This is a genomic window from Microbacterium sp. RURRCA19A, assembly GCF_900156455.1.
Taxonomy (GTDB): Bacteria; Actinomycetota; Actinomycetes; order Actinomycetales; family Microbacteriaceae; genus Microbacterium.
In genome coordinates this window covers 1490354-1507566 of record NZ_FTNQ01000001.1, presented here as the reverse complement: position 1 = coordinate 1507566, position 17213 = coordinate 1490354, and the positions used below count along the sequence as shown (strand labels likewise).

Below are 17213 nucleotides of genomic sequence, written 5' to 3'. Positions count from 1 at the left end.
CACGTTTGCCCGCACCCTCCCGGACGCGTATCATTGAGCGGGTGTGCGTTCACGCGCGCCGTGCGTCATGCCTTCGGGCCTGCTACACGGAACAACGCTCGCACCATCTCAGGGAAGGGCCTGCGAACAGGTCACCCCCACGGCATATCCACCACAATCGCGCCCGATCATTCTGGCGCGCGGCGGATCACACGTGAGCCCGACACGTCACGAATCGCAAGATCCGTGCCGAGTCGGGGGAGACACGACGCTGTCACCGTGCAGCACAAACAAGGAGAGAACGTGCCAACCATTCAGCAGTTGGTTCGCAAGGGCCGCTCGCCGAAGGTCTCGAAGACCAAGGCTCCCGCGCTGAAGTCGAACCCCCAGCAGGCCGGCGTGTGCACCCGCGTGTACACGACGACCCCCAAGAAGCCGAACTCGGCGATGCGCAAGGTCGCCCGCGTGAAGCTGCGCAACGGCACCGAGGTCACGGCCTACATCCCCGGTGAGGGCCACAACCTCCAGGAGCACTCGCTCGTGCTCGTCCGCGGTGGTCGTGTGAAGGACCTCCCCGGTGTCCGTTACAAGATCGTCCGCGGTGCGCTCGACACCCAGGCTGTCAAGAACCGTAAGCAGGCTCGTAGCCGCTACGGCGCGAAGAAGGGCTGAGAACCATGCCTCGTAAGGGTCCCGCCCCGAAGCGTCCCGTCGTCAACGACCCGGTGTACGGCGCTCCCGTCGTCACGCAGCTGGTCAACAAGATCCTCGTCGACGGCAAGAAGTCGCTGGCCGAGTCGATCGTCTACGACGCCCTCCGTGGCGTCGAGGCGAAGAACAGCCAGGATGCCGTCGCCACCCTCAAGAAGGCGCTCGACAACGTGCGCCCCACCCTCGAGGTCAAGAGCCGCCGCGTCGGTGGCTCGACCTACCAGGTTCCGGTCGAGGTCAAGCCGCACCGCGCGAACACCCTCGCGCTGCGTTGGCTCGTGAGCTACGCCAAGGGTCGTCGTGAGAAGACGATGACCGAGCGTCTGCAGAACGAGATCCTCGACGCCTCGAACGGCCTCGGTGCCGCGGTCAAGCGCCGCGAGGACACCCACAAGATGGCCGAGTCGAACCGCGCCTTCGCGCACTACCGCTGGTAAATCCCGCGGAGGGTCCGCGATCGAACCCCGGTCGCGGACCCTCCGATGGGCCCGGCATCAACCTCCCAACAGGTAAGGAAGACACCCGTGGCACAAGACGTGCTCACCGACCTCCACAAGGTCCGCAACATCGGCATCATGGCGCACATCGATGCCGGCAAGACGACGACGACCGAGCGCATCCTGTTCTACACGGGCGTCAACCACAAGATCGGTGAGACGCACGACGGTGCCGCCACCACCGACTGGATGGAGCAGGAGCAGGAGCGTGGCATCACGATCACCTCCGCCGCCGTCACCTGCTTCTGGGACAAGAACCAGATCAACATCATCGACACCCCCGGACACGTCGACTTCACGGTCGAGGTCGAGCGTTCGCTGCGCGTGCTCGACGGTGCCGTCGCCGTCTTCGACGGCAAGGAGGGCGTCGAGCCCCAGTCCGAGACGGTGTGGCGTCAGGCCGACAAGTACGACGTCCCCCGTATCTGCTTCGTCAACAAGATGGACAAGCTGGGCGCCGACTTCTACTTCACGGTCGACACGATCGTGAACCGCCTGAAGGCCAAGCCCCTCGTCATCCAGCTCCCCATCGGTGCCGAGAACGACTTCGTCGGCGTCATCGACCTCGTCGAGATGCGCGCACTGGTGTGGCCGGGTGACGCCAAGGGTGACGTGACCATGGGCGCCAAGTACGAGATCCAGGAGATCCCGGCCGACCTCGCCGACAAGGCCGCCGAGTACCGTCACAAGCTGCTCGAGACCGTCGCCGAGTCCGACGACGTGCTTCTCGAGAAGTACTTCGGTGGCGAGGAGCTCACGGTCGCCGAGATCAAGGGTGCGATCCGCAAGCTGACGATCTCGTCCGAGCTCTACCCCGTTCTCTGCGGTTCGGCGTTCAAGAACCGCGGTGTGCAGCCGATGCTCGACGCGGTCGTCGACTACCTCCCCTCGCCCCTGGACGTGCCGGCCATCGAGGCCCACGACCCCAAGGACGAAGAGGTCGTCATCGAGCGCCACGCCGACCGCGAGGAGCCCTTCGCGGCCCTGGCGTTCAAGATCGTGACGCACCCGTTCTTCGGTCGCCTCACCTACATCCGCGTCTACTCGGGTCACCTCGACTCGGGTGCCCAGGTCGTCAACGCGACCAAGGGCAAGAAGGAGCGCATCGGGAAGATCTTCCAGATGCACGCCAACAAGGAGATGCCGGTCGACTCCGTGACCGCCGGTCACATCTACGCCGTCATCGGCCTGAAGGACACCACGACCGGTGACACCCTGAGCGACCCGTCGAACCAGGTCGTCCTCGAGTCGATGACGTTCCCGGAGCCGGTCATCGAGGTCGCGATCGAGCCCAAGACCAAGGCCGACCAGGAGAAGCTGGGTGTCGCCATCCAGAAGCTCGCCGAGGAAGACCCGACGTTCCGCGTCGAGCAGAACTCGGAGACCGGTCAGACCGTCATCAAGGGCATGGGCGAGCTGCACCTCGACATCCTCGTGGACCGCATGAAGCGCGAGTTCAAGGTCGAGGCCAACGTCGGAAAGCCCCAGGTGGCGTACCGCGAGACCATCCGCAAGGCGGTCGACCGTCACGACTACACCCACAAGAAGCAGACCGGTGGTTCGGGTCAGTTCGCGAAGATCCAGTTCGCGCTCGAGCCCCTCGAGGTCACGGCCGACAAGACCTACGAGTTCGAGAACAAGGTCACCGGTGGTCGTATCCCGCGCGAGTACATCGCGCCGACCGACCAGGGCTTCCAGGACGCCATGAACGTCGGCGTGCTCGCCGGCTACCCCATGGTGGGCGTCAAGGCGATCCTGCTCGACGGTGCCTCGCACGATGTCGACTCGTCGGAAATGGCGTTCAAGATCGCCGGATCCATGGGCTTCAAGGAGGCGGTCCGCAAGGCGAACCCCACCATCCTCGAGCCGATCATGGCCGTCGAGGTGCGTACCCCCGAGGAGTACATGGGCGACGTCATCGGCGACCTGAACTCGCGTCGTGGCCAGATCCAGTCGATGGAGGACGCGGCCGGCGTGAAGGTCGTCCGCGCCAACGTCCCGCTGTCGGAGATGTTCGGCTACATCGGTGACCTGCGCTCGAAGACCTCGGGTCGCGCCGTCTACTCGATGGAGTTCGACAGCTACGCCGACGTGCCGAAGGCCGTCGCCGACGAGATCGTCCAGAAGAACAAGGGCGAGTAACACCGCCCTCGTGGATGCCGGGGGCCCGCGCCCCGGCCGGGTTCCCGGCATCCGCTCAAACTCAATACCGACTCTCTAGTAACCTGAGAACCATCCCCGTAGAGAACCGGTCGCAATCCAGCGCCCGTCACTCTGCATTGAACGTCCTGAGGAGGACCCAGTGGCTAAGGCCAAGTTCGAGCGGACCAAGCCGCACGTGAACATCGGAACGATCGGTCACGTCGACCACGGCAAGACCACGCTCACCGCTGCCATCTCGAAGGTGCTCGCCGACAAGTTCCCGTCGGCCACCAACGTCCAGCGTGACTTCGCGTCGATCGACTCGGCGCCGGAAGAGCGTCAGCGCGGTATCACCATCAACATCTCGCACGTCGAGTACGAGACCCCGAAGCGTCACTACGCTCACGTCGACGCGCCCGGTCACGCCGACTACATCAAGAACATGATCACCGGTGCCGCTCAGATGGACGGCGCGATCCTCGTGGTCGCCGCCACCGACGGCCCGATGGCTCAGACCCGTGAGCACGTTCTGCTCGCCAAGCAGGTCGGCGTGCCCTACCTGCTCGTCGCGCTGAACAAGAGCGACATGGTCGACGACGAGGAGATCCTTGAGCTCGTCGAGCTCGAGGTTCGCGAGCTCCTCTCCTCGCAGGACTTCGACGGCGACAACGCCCCCGTCGTGCGCGTCTCGGGCCTCAAGGCTCTCGAGGGCGACGAGCAGTGGGTCAACTCGATCGTCGAGCTCATGGAGGCCGTCGACGAGTCCATCCCCGACCCGGTGCGTGACAAGGACAAGCCGTTCCTCATGCCCATCGAGGACGTCTTCACCATCACCGGTCGTGGAACGGTCGTCACGGGTCGCGCCGAGCGCGGCACCCTCGCGATCAACTCCGAGGTCGAGATCGTCGGCATCCGCCCGACGCAGAAGACCACGGTCACGGGTATCGAGATGTTCCACAAGCAGCTCGACGAGGCCTGGGCCGGCGAGAACTGTGGTCTGCTCCTGCGCGGCACCAAGCGTGACGACGTCGAGCGCGGCCAGGTCGTCGTGAAGCCCGGTTCGGTCACCCCGCACACCAACTTCGAGGGCACGGCGTACATCCTGTCCAAGGAAGAGGGCGGCCGCCACAACCCGTTCTTCACGAACTACCGCCCGCAGTTCTACTTCCGCACCACGGACGTGACCGGCGTCATCACGCTGCCCGAGGGCACCGAGATGGTCATGCCCGGTGACACCACCGAGATGTCGGTCGAGCTCATCCAGCCGATCGCCATGGAAGAGGGCCTCGGCTACGCGATCCGTGAGGGTGGCCGCACCGTCGGTGCCGGTACCGTCACCAAGATCCTCAAGTAAGTCCTCCACGGACTGACCGGCAAGGGCCGGGCCTTCGGGCCCGGCCCTTCGTCGTTCCCGGGGCGACGCCCCCGGTAGAGTCGCTCGCGTGAAGCCGCTCTCGCGTACCCTCGGCGTCGTCTCCCTCCTTCTCGCGATCGCTGCGGTGACGGTTCCGGCGCTGGGTGCGCTGCTGCTGCTGCGGAACGATTGGTCCGGTCTGATCGAACGGGCCGCGGTCGTGGGGCTCGCGGTCGCCGCGGTGGGCGTCCTCGTGGCGGTGGTCGGATATGTCACGGGCCGCCGGGTCGGTGCGACGGCGTTGCCGATCATCGGCGGTGTCGGTTCGCTGCTCGTGGCCGTGGGATTCGCGGTCGCGCCGCTGTTCGTGTGAGTGTCGCTGCCCGTCCGCATCGGCGGGTGAATCGGGCAGGGGGCGCTCAGACGGTCTGACCTAGGATTCCCCCATGGGTGACAACCTCCGCCGCCACAACCGAGACCGCGCGACGACCGGGACGGGTGCCGAGGACGCCGTTTCCCTGGACGGGTCTCCCGCCGACACCGAGGTAATCGATCCCGTGGCCTCGGCGCCGCGGCGGCGCCGGGTCTGGCCATGGGTCGTGGGCGGTGCGGTGGGGCTGATCGGCGGAGCGGCGGCGGTCGCCGGCATCCTGGGGGCGACGCTGGCCGTGCAGGCGGTAGAGGTCCGCGACGATCTTCTGGCCGCGAAGGCCACGCTGGGGCGTCTCGGCTCGCTCGTCGAGGCGAAGGACGAGGCGGGTCTGCAGGCCGCAGCCGACGATGTGAGCGAGCGCACGGCGCGCGCCGCGCAGACGGTGCAGAGTCCGCTCTGGCAGACGGCGGCCGACATCCCCGTCGTGGGGGCCAACATCGACGCCGTCTCGCGTGTGACGCGCGCCGTGGACATCCTGGTGCGTGACGCCCTGCCGCCCGGGATGCAGATGATCGCCGACCTCGACATCAAGAAGCTCGCGCTCGAGGGGGGCGGTTTCGATCTGCAGCCCCTGCAGCAGGCGCAGGCGTCGATCCCGGTGGTGTCGCAGGCCTTCACGGCCGCGAAGGCCGAGACGGACGGCATCCAGTCCGACCAGCTGATGGATGCCGTCGCAGGACCGGTGAGCGAGATCCGCGATGTCATCGATCGAACGGCGCCCACCCTCGACGTCGTCAACCGGTACCTTCCGACGCTGCTGAGCATGGCCGGTGGCGAGGGGAGCAAGACGTACCTGATCATCTTCCAGAACAATGCGGAAATCAGGGCGACCGGGGGGAACCCGGCCGCGAGCATCATCATGAAGGTCGACCAGGGCAAGTTCGAGCTGCTCGACCAGGCCAGCTCGGCGACCTTCTACGAGGAGGGGACGGCGGGCGAGCAGTTCAGCGACATCCCCGGCGACACGCTGGCGCTGTATCCGTCCACGTTCGCGCGGTATTCGCAGGACTACACGATGACGCCGAACTTCCCGACGACGGTCCAGCTGTTCCAGGATCTGTGGACGCGCACCAACGGCGAACGTTTCGACGGCGTCATCTCCATCGACCCGGTCGTCCTGTCGCACATGCTGGCCGTCGCGGGACCGGTCGATGTCGCGGGTGAGCAGATCACCTCGGAAAATGCCGTCAAGCTGCTCCTGAGCGACGCTTACGAGCGGTTCCCGAACGGGGCGGACTCCGACAGGTTCTTCTCCGAGGTCTCGCGCGCGGTCTTCTCCCACCTCACGTCCGGCAAGTGGGACCCGGCGAAGATGCTCGACGCCCTGACGCAGTCCGCCGGTGAGCAGCGGCTCCTTCTCTCGTTCACCGACGAGGCCGCGCAGCGTCTCTCGACCGAGCTCGGGCTGGACGGCGCTCTGCGCTCCGACAACACCACGGCCACCCAGGTGGGCACCTACCTCAACGACTACTCCGTCGGCAAGCTGGAGTATCACTTGGCGCAGTCCGTCGCGGCGACGTGCGACGCGTCTGCCCGGACGATCACCACGACGACGACCCTGACGAACTCGATCCCGGACAGCATCAAGAGCAAGTACACGCTGGGTGCGCGCAATGGCAGGTTCGGACTTCCGTCGACGTCGATGATGTTGGACGTCGTGTTCTTCGCGCCCCCCGGCGGCCAAATCGTCTCGACCGACCCTGCGACGAGCGAGGAGTCCGGATTCGACCGTTCGGGGTCACAGAACGGCAACAGCGGGCTCAGCCGGCTCGTGGTGGTCCCACAAGGCGGATCGCGGACGGTCTCGTCGACGGTGAAGCTGCCCGACGGGCCGCTCGGCCCGTTGCAACTGCGGCACACGCCGACGGCCTCGGACACTCCGGTCACGGTCGACCCGTCCTGCGACGCGCTTTTCGCGCCGGCGGGGTGACAATCGGGTCCAGCGCGGGCGCAGACCCGGTCAGCCTCCGTCGATGAGCAGCCGGATCCGCTCGAACGGCCAGACGATCGTGACGACCTTGCCGATGATGTCGGCCCGGGGAACGAATCTCGCACAATCGACCGCCGGGGGGGACGCCCCGCGGCAAGCGATCACCGAGTCGGCGGAATTCGCGCGATTGTCGCCGAGGACGAGATACTCGTCCGCGGGGACCGTGATCGGCCCGAAGCATCGAGCGGATGCCGGAGACGTCGAACAGTCATTCGCCCCCGGGGTGAAGGGGAGGTCGTCGACGACGTAACCCTCGGTGAGGGGAACGCCGTCCACCTCGACCCGGCCCGTGTCGGAACAGCAGCGGACGGTCGTTCCCGGTTCGCCGATGATGCGTTTGACGAGGGCGTCCTGATTGCTCGGACCGAATCCGACGATGTCACCGACCCAGCCCACAGCGGTCCGCAGCGCGCCGCGATCGGGTCGAGGAGCCCAATCGTCCGGTCGCGCGAACACGGCGACGTCGCCCGCGCCGGGCCCGGAGACGGCGTACGCGATGCGACTGGCCAGCAGACGGTCCCCCGTCTCGAGCGTGGGGGCCATCGACTCCGACGGGACCTGGAACGGCTTGACCAGGAACCCTTGTACGAGAGCGAGGAGGACGAGCGCGAGCAGGAGATGCGTCAACGGTGAGCGGCGGAGCCGTCGCCAACGGCTGGGCCGCGTGGTCGCCGGTGTCGACATCGTCATGCCCGTTCGAGCAGCCCGTGGGCGATCAGCTCTTCGATCGTCTGCTCGATCAGTGCGGCGGCGTCGCCTCCCGCGGGCTCCCCGAACGCGGCGACCGCCGCGTCGACGATCTCCCGCGTGTGCGCACCGCGGCGGCACATCGTCCAGACGAGGCAGCCGCGATGGTCGAGCGCGGTGACGACCCCTTCGCGCAGAATGCACGCGCGACCCTCGACGAGGATGGCGTCCTCGACCACGGAACAACGCCAGGGCCCCGACGTTGCCGCGTCGGGTGCGACCGACCAGGGCTGAACCGGCGGCGGCGGGGCTGCGAACATGTCGCTCACCACGGCGGGGAGTTCGACGGCATCCCGGTAGATCAGCCGAGTGACCGCCCCGATCCGATCGATGATCCGGGCCACGTACTGCAGCGGTGACGGGAGCTCGGCCAAGTAGCTGATCTGCGGGGTCATCTCGCAGATCGCATCGATGAGGTCGACCGCGGCGGCGCCGGACTCGACTGCATCGGGATCGCGCTCCAGGAGGGTGATGCCCACCAGCCTCAGTGGCACGGGCGGAAGGGGGAGGAGTCCGAGGTCGCTCGGGGCGATCTGTTCTTTCACGGGCCTGCCGTCCACGATCACCGACAGCGGCTTGCGGTACGGCCACACCGTCAAAGCGGCATCCACGGCGACGCTCTCGTCGCTGACGTAACCGAAATGGGTTCCGAGGTGTCGTGCCGCGGTCGTCTTCCCGCGGCCGGACGGCCCGACGAAAGCGAACACTCGTCCGTCGGGGGCGGCGATACCGGCGGCGTGCAGGAGGAGGCGCGAGCCGCGGACGGCGTCGAGCGCCGCGAGGGTGACATCCGTCGAAAGCTGAGACAGTGCCCGATCCTCTTCCTCCATCGTTTCGCACGAGACCGAGACTGTGCGGACCGCTGGCGCGGAGGGCCCTGAGGGGAGGCAGTCCCGCCAGGCGGCGCTGATGCGCCAGGGCAGAGCGGGAGTCCGGGGCCCCGCGTGGACTATGCGTACCGGCACGCCCAACGCGTCGACCGTCGAAAAGTTGATTCGCTCCGTGATCGACGTCACCACTACCCACTTCCCCGTGGCTCCGCGGTGAAGTGGGTCGGATTCCCCGTCATCGGGCCTACGGCCTGGACAGCCTAGGAACAACGCCTGTTGGCTTCGCCCCCATCCGCGCCAACGGCGCGCTGGTGATGTCGTGTCCCCACAAGGCGAGCGGCGCGCGGGATTACTGTCTCTCTGCGATCTGCCGAAGGCTCGGCCATCCGGTCAGGCTGTGGGAGGCTCCACGATAGAGTCCACGCGCTCCCGGTACGTAGTGCCGTGCATATCAGACGCAGACGGCCACGCCCTCACCTTGCGCTCAAAGTCATCCCACGTAGAAACCGCGCGAGCGGGCACGCCGGCGACGACGGTGCCGGCCGGTACGTTCTTTGTAACAACTGACCCGGCGCCGACGACGACGTGGTCCCCGATGCTCACGCCGGGCATGATCGTGACTCCGGCTCCGATGAAGACATCCGAGCCGAGCGTGATCGGAGCGTAGCGGTAGCGGCGTCCGCGGTCGTCACGTACCAGCCAGCCTGAGCCATCGTGCGTGATGAACGTCACCTCGCTGCTGATCGTGACGCGGTCGCCGACGGTGATCAACCAGGGCTCCGTCGTCACGATGTTGGACAGGATGCGACAGTCACGACCGATCGTCACGCCCTTTCGGCGTGCGAAGCGTTCCTTTCCGGAGAGGAGCAGATCCGCCTTGTCGAGGACCTGACGAAGAAAAGTACGGGCCATGTTGCACTTCCTAATTGTGAGTAGTCGGGCGCTTCGAGTCGGGAGCGGGTCTGCCATCGGACCACAGATCGGAAGGAAAGGCTCCACGCAGCGGTGCGAGGTCGAGCACCGGCGGTACCTCGCCACCGAGGGAGAGCGCGGACGCTACGTCCGGCGCCGGTGTGAACGACCGGCGGCCCGTGCCTTCGTAGTAGTCCTGGTACTTGAACGGGTCCTCGTGTTCCGGGGCGATCAATCGTGCGGGGATCCCCAGGGCCTCCGCCACGACGATGCCGTGCAGCGACGACCCGATCACGAGCGAGGAGGTGGCAATGTTCTCGAGCACGGTGGACAGCGCCCATTGCGGATTCACGACGCCGGGGACATTTGCGTACTTCGGGAAATCATGCAGGTTCGGGACGATGCTGATCTCTCGGGTCGGGGCCGACGCGATGGCGCGGAGGTGCGGGAAGACCTCGGGGACGAGCAGACCGGGGTCGCCGTAGACCTCCGGCGCGGCGATCCCCATTCCGCGCAGGAATGCGGCGGTGCGGGGGCCCCGGACGGCACGAACGTCGAGCGAGGAGAACGTGTGCCGTTGAGCCTCGATCTTTCCGTTCCGCCCCGTTCCCCACAGGACGTCGCCGTCCGCGGCGAAATGTAGGACCGAACCGACCGAGAACAGTGTGCGGTCGTCCCGTTCGCGCGGCACTGTCAGATCGATACCGGAGGTCCGCGCGAGGTGCTCGACGACGACGGGGCCGAGCAGATCGCCGAAGTTGTTCACGTGCGACCTTCTCCGCAGCGGAAATACTCGGCGGAGACGGCCCTGGAAGACGTAGGGCCGGGGGTTCCATGAGAAGAGGTCAGGGGCGGTCCGGATCATCGGGTCCTCAATTCCCTAAGGGCTCGTCGGTAGACGTCGACATGGGATCGACCGATGGTGAGCCAGTCCCGCCCGGTCATCGGGGGCCAGGAGACGCTAGTTCCACCGTGGTCGACGGAGGCGAGGGCACCCCGCAGGTCGTTTGCCGTGAGCTGACCCTCGAAAAGCAGGATCCACTCCGGCCCGAATTCGTCCCTGAGCGCGAGGCTGATGGGCCCCTGCCTGACGAGGACCGGGCGCCCGACGGAAAGCGCGAGGAAGAGGACCCCAGAGTTGTAGATCTCTGGGTAGGGCAGGACGACCAGATGCGAGCTCTGGATGAGCGACACCATGTCGTCGTCGGAGAGGAACTCGTCGCGAATCACGACAGAGTCCCGGCCGCCGGTGAGGTCGCGCAGCTCACGCGAGTATTCTTCCGGGCGCGCTTTGCCCGCGACGACGAGTTCATACCCTGCGTCTTCCACCCCGGTGAAGGCAGTCACGACGTCTTCGATGTTCTTGTATTTGCGGAGCTGTCCCACCGTCACCGCGCGAGTCGGACCGCTATCCGGTGGGGCCGTCGGGTCCAGACCATGCCAGTCTCGATAGTGACCGTGGGGGATGAGGGTGCCGTCGGGTTGGGCGTCGCTCATATAAATATTTAGGGAGACCTGCTCCATGATGCGGTCGAACAGGCGGGCGTCCGCGGGCACCAGAGTGTCGTGGGGATCCAGGTTGTGCACTGTCTGGATGATGGGGATCCGTGCCAGCCGCGCCCGTAGGAGCATGAGGCGGACGAGTGCTCGCTTGGCGACCTTGCGCAGTCCCGTGTCGAAAAGGAAGAGTCCCTCCACCCAGTGAAGGTGGATGACGTCCACTTTTCCCCACAGCGCGCGGGGCCAGGAGAAGTAAGAGGCCTCCGCGCCGGCTGACTCGAGGCCCGACACGAGCTGCGGGATGAAAGGATTCCTTCCGGGGCCATGGGTCGTCAGCATCACCCGGATGCGGTCGGATTGCGCCCTCATCATTTCCTCCTCCTGAGGCGCTGTGCGATCGAGAAGATTTCCGCGAGATCTCTTCGAACACGCGGAACCGCGAACGAGATCGCGAACATCCCTAGATACACCGCGGTCTGCAGGACCAGCACAGTGATGGTGGGGAGATCAGCGCCCGCCCATCCGATGGCCCACGCCGCGGCACCGCAGACGAGGTGGACCCCGATCGGCCAGGCGGCGATCTCGATGAGCAATCGGGCGGTGAGACCGGTCTTGCGAATGGCGAAGATGGAATACAGGGCCCAGATGATGGCGAGACCGATGGAGTAGCCCCATGCCACGCCGACAGCGCCGCCGACCGAGCCGCCGATGACGAGCGCGATGAGGGCGGCCCGACCGATCACGCTGTACCGCAGTTGCAACCACGTGAGGGCCTTGGAAAGAAAGATCCAGTAGTAGATGTAGCCCAGCGCTTGAAAGATCCCTCCGATGGCGAGGATCTGGAAGAGGATCACTGATCCTCCCCACTGGGGACCGAAGAGGATCGAGAACAGCGGACTGGCCACGGCGGCGAGGAAGATAAAGCTGCCCACCAGCAGATATGAGAGGACTCGCTGAGCGGCGCCGACGTATCTCCGGTACTGGGCGTCGTCGTCGATCCTCGAAAGCACTGGCAGAGCGACGCGTGTCATCGGCGCAGCCAACTGCTGCACGGGCAGCGCGAACATCTGGAAAGCGCGACTGTAGAGGCCAACGACAGCAGGCCCGGCAACTCGTCCGAGAGTGAGCGAGTCGACGTTGTTGCTCACGTAGGTCACGAGCTGAACGCCCATGGTGTTCACGCCGAAGTGGAGCAGCTCCCGCATGTGCTGCCGCCGTCGGGGGAGGCCCGGGAGCCAGCGGGCCAGGACCGCGCTGACCAGCAGGGTCAATGCGGCGATAGTCACCTGCTGCCACCCCAGAGCCCAGTACCCGAAGCCCAGGAGTGCGAGCACGACCGCCACGACGAGACCCGCCGCCTGTGCCGATACGTCGACCATCGCGAGCTGCTTGAATTTGAGCGCCCGCGTCAGCTCTGACTTGAACTGCGTATTCAGGCCATTGATCACGAAGGTGAGGGCGAGGAACTTTGTGAGTGCGTCGAGAACGGGCTGGTTGTAGAAAGCCGCGATCGCTCCTGCCGCGAAAAAGACAATAGCGCCGGCAGCCAGGCCGATTCCGGCGTTGAGCCAAAACAGGTTCGACTTCTGACCGGGCGTGATGTTCTTAGCTTGAATGGCGGCCATGGACAGGCCGAAATCGCCGATGACGAGCGCGACCCCCGTGATGGCAGTGACCATTGCGACCACGCCGAAATCGGAGGGCGTGAGCAGTCGCGCGAGAACGACCAGAGTCGCGAGCTGCGTGAGGAATTTCAGAACCTGACCCGCGATGGTGACAAATGCACCGCGGGCGGCGGAATCTGCTAGCCCCATTCGAAATTACCCGATCCGCTCGTGCCGGTGAACTCTGACGACAGTGTCCTGACACCGTGGACTCCAGATCGGCACGGTGATGTGACTATACCTCATCTCAGTTACCATCAATGGAGCGCTGAAAGAGGAGGATCGTGACGAGCGTTGACCTAGGAACTGCGCGCAAGTCGCAGCCCACGGTCTTTCCCGCTGATCCGGGGAAGTTCTCGCGTAGCGCCGTCGTCGGTTCGGCCTTGGGTCTCTCGGCCGCTTCTGTCGGTCTGTCGTGGTCGGTGGGGTCGCTGAACCTGTCCACGTTCTTCCTCCTCGTGGGCTTCGCCCTCGCCGTGTTCTTGCGTCCGCCGGGAACGGTACTCGGGTACCGACTGAGGTTCTTCGACCTCATCGCGATTGTCTACGCCGCGTCCGCCGTGGCGATCGAGAATTTCGATGCGATGGATCTCGGTCACCCACCGAGCCCGGGATACGCGTACGGCGCGCTCTACTACTTTGCGGCGTATCTCGTCGCCCGTCTCATGGTGCAGGGGGTCGAATCCTTCGCTGGGTTCCTGTCAGGCCTGGTCTGGCCGTCGATCATCGTGTCGATCCTCGGGGTGCTCCAGTTGGCGCGCGTCGGGCCCGTGATGGACTTCCTGCTCAACCAGACCACCAGCAGTTCCCTCGCCAACCGCGTTGCCCTGGGTGCATCCATCCGCGCGACCAGCACGATTGGCCACTGGACGGCGCTCGGCGCCTATCTCTGCGCTATCCTCGCGTGCGCGTGCATCCTGCTCATTCTGGGACGCAAGACGACCGGTCAGATCTCGGCGTTCGCCCTTGCCGCCATCATCTCCAGTGCAGCGGGGATCGTCTCCACCTTGACGTTCGCCTCCATCTTCGTCGCGATCGCATTGATTATCGTCACGGCCGTGCTGGCCGGTGTCGGCACGCGCCTTATGGCGCTGCTCGGCGTCGGGAGTATCGTCGCCTGGGCGGTGTTCGGCACGCTCATCTCGGAGCGCCTCGACAAGCAGGCGACGGCGACCTCGAACATCCCCGATGATCTACGGTGGCTGCCGCAGACGATCGCCTATCGGGTCGTCCTGTGGAATACCGAGGGCATCCCGAGTTGGCTCGAGCGGCCGCTCACAGGGTGGGGCCAGGGCGTATACAAAGAGTCCGAAGGCTGGCTCTTCAAGCCTCGGGCGCTCATGTGGCCGGCGCCCGAGTCAGAATGGATCAAGGCGCTCGTCGGGAGCGGACTGATCGGCCTTGTCGTGCTGCTTCTGTTCCTGTTCGTCATGCTCGGGACGATGATGGCGGCCCAGCGAGGTGTGCTCGGACGAGCCGTCGCACCCGCGGTGATCCTCATGATCTGCCTGCTGGTCGTGTCAGCGATCGCCCCGTATTTCACTGGTCAGGGAGCGCCCATGCTTCTGTGGCCACTCGTCGGCGCTCTGATGTGGTCGATCGGAGCGAAAGTGGAGCCGCACCGGGGCGGAGCCATCGGAAACGGCCTGGCTCTTCCCATCCGGTGAGTCTCGTAGTGTCGGTTTCCGTCTCTTCCCCTCGTCGGGCGATGTGGAGGACGCTCTCGAGAAAGCTTCAACGCATCGCATCAGTCCTTCTCGGGGTGGTGATCGTGTCGGTTGTCTCTGGTCTACCCGTGTACGTATGGCCGCCGCAGCCGCAGCCCCAGAAGGCGGAATATGCCCTGGTCCTCGGCCCGCCTAACCCCCCGCGTGTACACGCGGCCGAGCGGCTCCTCAGGCAGGCGATCGTGGACGAGGTCGTGATCTCCGTTTCCTCGGATGGACCGGAATCGGCGTCTGAGTACCCCGCGTGCCAGGACGATCGGGCGCGCTGTCTGGTGCCAAATCCCTTCACGACGAAGGGCGAGGTCCTTCTCGCGGACTCCCTCGGGCAGGGCGCCGACGACCCGTCCATCGTTGTCGTCACGTTCACGCCGCAGGTTGCGCGTGCACGGTACATCTTCGATCGGTGCTACGACGGCGCTGTGCAGGTCATCGGCGTCGACGAGGAGCTCGGACTCGGTGACTGGATCTACCAGTACGTGTACCAGACGCTGGGATTTTTCAAGGCGTGGACGACGCCCTGCGCGTGAGTCCGTCTTACGAAACCTCAAGCCATGTCGTACCGTTCCACGCGAGGCGGAACTGCTGACCCGGAGTGAGCACCACGTTGGACCCGGATAGCGTGGTCACGTTGTACGCGGCATCCCCACTCCGAATCGTCAAATTCTTGACCGCGGACTGGTTGATCAGCAGGAGCTGCTGACCGGGAAGCCTTCCGTCCTTCATGATGAAGAGGTTGCTGTGGTACTCGACATTGAAGAACAGAAGCACGGAGCTGGACGCCGCTCGCGGGATGGCTTGGGAGATGTAGTTTGCGCCGTGCGGTTCCGCCGTCGTCGTGCTGGTGTTCCAGAGATATGCTGCAGCCGAGGTGGCGACGGCGCCCTCGTAGGCGATCCAGTCGAGGATCGATGCAGGATCTATCGACGTGCAGTTGGCTATCGGTCCATACGGTGATGTGCCGGGCGCGAAATCGAACGTGAGACCCGTGAGCACGAAGCGCGAGAATGCGGTGTTGTTGGCGCCGCGCGCGAAGTACTGGTGCCGCTGAGCGTTCGCGGTCGAGCCATACCGGACGGCGCATCCCTGAATTCGGGTGACCGACGCCGCGCTGGTCGAGACGCTGAGCAATCCGGTGCCGTTCGAGTTGGAACTGTAATCGAAGGTCCACGACTGTCCGGAGATGACCGCCGCGTTGGCGGTGACCACCGCATTGCCGTTCGCGACGGTCGCGGGGGCGATGTACGCGAGGTCGTTGAGAATCAGGTTGACGTTCTTGCAATAAAGAACGCGTGCGCAGTTCTCTGCAACGAGCCCGGTGATTATCGTTGGACGGCTCTCGCTCGCGTTGAGCGTCGCGTTGATCGCATTCTTTCGGGCATCCCGGATCGTGAGGTCGGAGATGATGTGTCCCCAACTGTCGGTGTTGCTGTCCTCCGTGTACACGAGGAGACCCTCGTCCGTCCCGAGGGCCTCGCAGCCGGTGACGATGTGCTGGCGCCCCCGGAGCCCGAAGCCTGCCGGGGCGGAACCGACCGCAGTGCAGGAGCGGAACTCGATCCCTTGCGACGCTGAGTGGGTGTCCCAAGTGATGCCGGAAGTACCATGCCCATGTGAGTCGACGATCTTCGTCTTGAAGGTGCGGCCGTATGCACCGACGGTCCCGTCGCCGGCACTCAGCCGGGGGGTGTCGTCCGTATAGGCATGTCGTACGTTGTGCGCGATCAGCCCTCGGATGGTGCCATACGCACAGCAATTGTCGAGAACTCCGTAACCGAAGCGGGAGGCGCTCGGGTCGTTGGGGGCGTATCCGAGGAAACAATCTCGCAGTGTGTACCCGTAGCACCCGAGGAGCTGGATCATTTGGGACGGAGCGGCACCGATCTGCAGATTGTCGATGATGGGGGCGTAGAGGTCCTGAAGGTAGAGGGTGGAGTTCGACCACGAGTCGATCCCGCTCGCAGCAGTGCTGACCTTGCCCCCACGAAGGCGGAAGCTCTGCTTTCGGAGACGCGAGACCCGCAGGTTGTTGGTGAAGGGATCCGTGAGATCTTCTCCGTCGACGATCACCGTGCCCCCGCTCACCGACCGCACGACGAGGTATTGCCCGACGCGGGAAGCGAGCCCTCCGGAGCCCGGACGCGCCCCCTCGATGGGATCGTCGGCGATCAACTTGATCACGTCTCCCCTCGCCCACGGGGGCGAGGAGCTCAGTTCGATCTGGTAGGTCCGCAGCGTCCGGTTGTCGACCGTCTGCGTGCCCTGCGTCAAGGATTGGACGGGGTAGACGTCTTCGTAGGCGCCGCGAACATCGAGGAATCCCGTGGGAGGTGTGCCGTTGGGCGCGGCGACGAGAGTGAATTCCGCGCCTTCGAGGACGAGCGTCATGTCCTTCCGGATCTCAAGCCGGGTGTCGAGAGAGTACTGCCCGGGCGGAACGATCAGTGTCCCCCCAGCGGGTGTGGCGTTGATGGCCCGGGTGAGCCCGATTGAACTCGAAGCCGAGCCGTCCGGGAATATTCCGTCGAAGCGCCCGGGCGCGGCGAAGATGACTGCGCTTTCGACCTGGGCCCCCGGTAGTGCGCCCACATCGGCCGCCGCCAACGTTACGTCACCTGTTTTGCCATTCACGGATGTCACCGGATCGGCTGCGTAGGAAGGGGTTCCGGAGGACATCGCGGCAGCGACTCCTCCGGCTATTCCCGCGACCGACGCGCCAAGGATTCGTCG

15 protein-coding genes are annotated in these 17213 nt (G+C 65.4%); 8 read left to right on the top strand and 7 right to left on the bottom strand.

The window, feature by feature from the left end:
- Nucleotides 1-282: 282 nt before the first annotated feature.
- The 6 genes from rpsL (at nucleotide 283) to BW982_RS07270 (ending at nucleotide 7046) form a co-directional block, all read left to right on the top strand.
- Nucleotides 283-651, top strand: coding sequence for a 30S ribosomal protein S12 (gene rpsL, locus BW982_RS07295; protein WP_013584051.1), 369 nt, complete (start codon nucleotides 283-285; stop codon nucleotides 649-651).
- 5 nt (nucleotides 652-656) lie between these two features.
- Nucleotides 657-1127: a 30S ribosomal protein S7 gene (gene rpsG, locus BW982_RS07290; protein ID WP_022878284.1), complete on the top strand. Its 471-nt coding sequence runs from the start codon at nucleotides 657-659 to the stop codon at nucleotides 1125-1127.
- An 87-nt stretch (nucleotides 1128-1214) separates the two neighbouring features.
- The gene (fusA, locus tag BW982_RS07285) at nucleotides 1215-3329 is read left to right on the top strand and encodes an elongation factor G (protein WP_076491368.1); all 2115 of its coding nucleotides are present in this window, start codon (nucleotides 1215-1217) and stop codon (nucleotides 3327-3329) included.
- 160 nt (nucleotides 3330-3489) lie between these two features.
- On the top strand, nucleotides 3490-4683 hold the full coding sequence (gene tuf, locus BW982_RS07280; protein ID WP_058595425.1) for an elongation factor Tu: 1194 nt from the start codon (nucleotides 3490-3492) through the stop codon (nucleotides 4681-4683).
- A gap of 88 nt (nucleotides 4684-4771) precedes the next feature.
- Entirely contained in the window at nucleotides 4772-5056 is a 285-nt protein-coding gene (locus tag BW982_RS07275; RefSeq protein WP_076491366.1) for a hypothetical protein, read from the top strand.
- A 73-nt stretch (nucleotides 5057-5129) separates the two neighbouring features.
- The gene (locus BW982_RS07270; protein WP_076491364.1) at nucleotides 5130-7046 is read left to right on the top strand and encodes a DUF4012 domain-containing protein; all 1917 of its coding nucleotides are present in this window, start codon (nucleotides 5130-5132) and stop codon (nucleotides 7044-7046) included.
- Nucleotides 7047-7076: 30 nt separating this feature from the next.
- Here BW982_RS07270 and lepB read toward each other — a convergent pair whose 3' ends face one another.
- From lepB to BW982_RS07235, 6 genes are all read right to left on the bottom strand, one after another.
- Complete coding sequence (lepB, locus tag BW982_RS07265; RefSeq protein ID WP_254845536.1) at nucleotides 7077-7796, bottom strand: signal peptidase I; 720 nt, start codon at nucleotides 7794-7796, stop codon at nucleotides 7077-7079.
- Nucleotides 7793-8683, bottom strand: a complete 891-nt coding sequence (locus BW982_RS07260; protein ID WP_076491362.1) for a P-loop NTPase family protein — start codon at nucleotides 8681-8683, stop codon at nucleotides 7793-7795. The genes lepB and BW982_RS07260 overlap by 4 nt, the downstream gene beginning before the upstream one ends.
- Nucleotides 8684-9073: 390 nt before the next feature.
- On the bottom strand, nucleotides 9074-9595 hold the full coding sequence (locus BW982_RS18580) for an acyltransferase (RefSeq protein ID WP_076491358.1): 522 nt from the start codon (nucleotides 9593-9595) through the stop codon (nucleotides 9074-9076).
- Nucleotides 9596-9605: 10 nt separating this feature from the next.
- Nucleotides 9606-10361, bottom strand: coding sequence for a polysaccharide pyruvyl transferase family protein (locus BW982_RS07245; protein ID WP_175611052.1), 756 nt, complete (start codon nucleotides 10359-10361; stop codon nucleotides 9606-9608).
- A gap of 95 nt (nucleotides 10362-10456) precedes the next feature.
- A complete protein-coding gene (locus tag BW982_RS07240) occupies nucleotides 10457-11464 on the bottom strand; it encodes a glycosyltransferase (RefSeq protein ID WP_175611051.1) in 1008 nt (335 codons plus the stop codon).
- Nucleotides 11464-12909 (bottom strand): lipopolysaccharide biosynthesis protein, encoded by a 1446-nt coding sequence (locus BW982_RS07235; RefSeq protein WP_076491352.1) that lies wholly within the window; start codon nucleotides 12907-12909, stop codon nucleotides 11464-11466. Before BW982_RS07235 ends, BW982_RS07240 begins: the two co-directional genes overlap by 1 nt.
- Nucleotides 12910-13043: 134 nt before the next feature.
- Between BW982_RS07235 and BW982_RS07230 the strand changes: the two genes are divergently transcribed.
- Both BW982_RS07230 and BW982_RS18165 read left to right on the top strand, forming a co-directional pair.
- Nucleotides 13044-14426, top strand: a complete 1383-nt coding sequence (locus tag BW982_RS07230) for a hypothetical protein (protein ID WP_076491349.1) — start codon at nucleotides 13044-13046, stop codon at nucleotides 14424-14426.
- A gap of 242 nt (nucleotides 14427-14668) precedes the next feature.
- A complete protein-coding gene (locus BW982_RS18165; protein WP_175611050.1) occupies nucleotides 14669-15013 on the top strand; it encodes a hypothetical protein in 345 nt (114 codons plus the stop codon).
- A gap of 7 nt (nucleotides 15014-15020) precedes the next feature.
- Here BW982_RS18165 and BW982_RS07220 read toward each other — a convergent pair whose 3' ends face one another.
- Nucleotides 15021-17159, bottom strand: coding sequence for a hypothetical protein (locus BW982_RS07220; RefSeq protein ID WP_139327341.1), 2139 nt, complete (start codon nucleotides 17157-17159; stop codon nucleotides 15021-15023).
- Nucleotides 17160-17213: the final 54 nt, after the last annotated feature.